The organism is Microbacterium sp. Leaf351 (assembly GCF_001423825.1).
In the GTDB taxonomy this organism is placed as follows: Bacteria; Actinomycetota; Actinomycetes; order Actinomycetales; family Microbacteriaceae; genus Microbacterium; species Microbacterium ginsengisoli.
Genome location: NZ_LMPK01000003.1, coordinates 25,880 through 27,914, shown reverse-complemented (window position 1 = coordinate 27,914; position 2,035 = coordinate 25,880). Strand labels below are relative to the sequence as shown.

Sequence of the window (2,035 nt, the reverse complement as noted above, 5' to 3'; positions counted from 1 at the left end):
CGGCGGCGAGCGCGGCCTCGTCGTCGGGCAGGTAGAGGCGGGTGTGGAGCTTGTTCGGAAGGCCCCGCGCGTAGACGATCACCGCGAGGAAGGGGGCGCGTCCGGGCTCGGCGCCGGGGTTGCGGGTCCAGAACTCGAAGTGGCCCTCGTCGGTCGTGAACGCGCGGCCGAAGCCGGTGAACGTGTGGTCGTCGCGACGGAACGCCCCGCGCGCCCGCGGCACGGTGCCGTCGGTGTCGGCGCCGAAGATCTCGACCATCGAGTCGGGGATGGGGTTGCCGGCGCCGTCGTAGACGGTTCCGGAGACGACGATCGCGCCCGGCGAGTGCGGGAAGGCGACCTGGTGCATGCGCGGGTACTCGGTGCCGTAGGCGAAGAACGGGCCGACGGTCTGCCCGGCGGTGGCGTCGAGGGTGCGGGGCGGGGTGGGCATCAGTGCTCCTCCTGCTCGGTCCAGGTGGCGTCGGGGCCGTCCACGACGATGTCGAAGCGGTAGCCCATCGAGAACTCCGGCACGGTGAGGTCGTGGTCGTAGACGCTGATGAGCGCCTCACGGTCCTTCGCGCGACGGATCGTGTTGTAGATCGGGTCGAGCGCGAACAGCGGGTCGCCGGGGAAGTACATCTGCGTCACGATGCGCTGGGTGAACGCGTTGCCGAAGACCGAGAAGTGGATGTGGGCGGGTCGCCACGCGTTCACGTGGTTCTTCCACGGGTACGGCCCGGGCTTGATGGTCGTGAAGCGGTAGGCGCCGTCGTCGTCGGTGACGATGCGGCCGGCGCCGGTGAAGTTGGGGTCGAGCGGCGCGGGGTGCTGGTCGCGCTGGTGGATGTAGCGACCCGCGGCGTTGGCCTGCCAGATCTCGACGAGCTGGTTGCGCACGGGGCGCCCCCAGGAGTCCAGCACCCGGCCGTGCACGGTGATGCGCTCACCGAGGGGCTCGCCCGCGTGCTGCAGGGTGAGGTCGGACTCGATCGCCGCGACATCCCGCTGGCCGAAGGCCGGGGAGAACAGCTCGATGGTCTCGGGGTCGACGAGCTTCGGGTTCTTGGTCGGATGCCGCAGCACACTCGACCGGTAGGGCGGGAAGTCGTACAGAGTGGCGGGCACGTGCTCGCCGGCGGCCTCGCGCGCATCCCACTCGGCGTGGAGGGCGGTGATCTCGGCGGTGATGGCCGCCTGGGTGGCCTGGTCGGGGGCCGCGAGCAGCGATTCGGGCGCCGCCGCGGTGCGTTCGCTCGTCATGGTGTCTCCTTCGACGATCCGTGGGGATGCCAGCGTCGCACCGCGCGCTGGCGCGCCGAGGAGATGTTCTCATTGAGTGAGAATCATGCGTCGGGGCGGAGCGCCCGCGACAGCTCTCGCGCCGCCTGCGTCACCATCGGCGCAAGGCGCTTCTCGAGGGCGTCGCCCGCGTGCGCGACCACCCCGATCGCGGCGGGGGGCAGCCCGGTGANCCCGCGTGCGCGGGCCCGCGCGAGGTCGGCGCGCAGCGCCTCGGGGTCGGTGATCGACCGGGACGTCTCGGGCAGCAGGGGCACCGCCAGGTAGCGGTCGAGCCACGCCTCGTCGCGCCCCAGCAGGATGGCCTTGCCGACCCCGGTCGTATGCAGCGGATGCCGCCCGCCCTCCCGGCCGAGCGTGGGCACCGAGGCGCGTCCGGTGATGCGTCCGGCGAACACGATCTCGGCCCGCTCGGGCGGCACGTCGACGTCGAGCACCGCGAGGTGCACGTTCTCCCCCGTCGCCTCGTAGAGGCGCACCATGTGGGGCAGCGCGACCTCCCGCAGCCGCACGGCGACCGGCGACAGCTCGCCGAGCTCCCACAGCCGCGTGCCGATGGCGTAACGCGCCTCGCCGACGGCGACGAGCCATCCTTCGGCGACGAGGGAGGCGACCAGTCGGTGCGCGCTCGAGAGCGGGATGCCCGCACGCGCGGCGAGCACCGCGACCGGCAGCGACGGCTCGTCCTCGTCGAACGCCGCGAGCAGCCGGGTCACGCGACCGAACACCGTCTCTGTCATGGCCTCACGCC

Annotated in this window: 3 protein-coding genes; all 3 read right to left on the bottom strand. The window is 72.3% G+C overall.

The annotated features are described in order from the left end of the window. Positions 1 to 433, bottom strand: a 433-nt coding sequence (locus tag ASG00_RS15050; RefSeq protein ID WP_082482987.1) for a dioxygenase family protein, incomplete at its 3' end; no start/stop codon positions are given. Beyond that, complete coding sequence (gene pcaH / locus ASG00_RS01595; RefSeq protein ID WP_056206352.1) at positions 433 to 1,245, bottom strand: protocatechuate 3,4-dioxygenase subunit beta; 813 nt, start codon at positions 1,243 to 1,245, stop codon at positions 433 to 435. The genes ASG00_RS15050 and pcaH, both read right to left, overlap by 1 nt. Positions 1,246 to 1,457: 212 nt before the next feature. Beyond that, positions 1,458 to 2,024 (bottom strand): IclR family transcriptional regulator (locus tag ASG00_RS01590; RefSeq protein ID WP_235559053.1); only part of this gene is annotated, 567 nt, incomplete at its 3' end. Positions 2,025 to 2,035 lie beyond the last annotated feature (11 nt).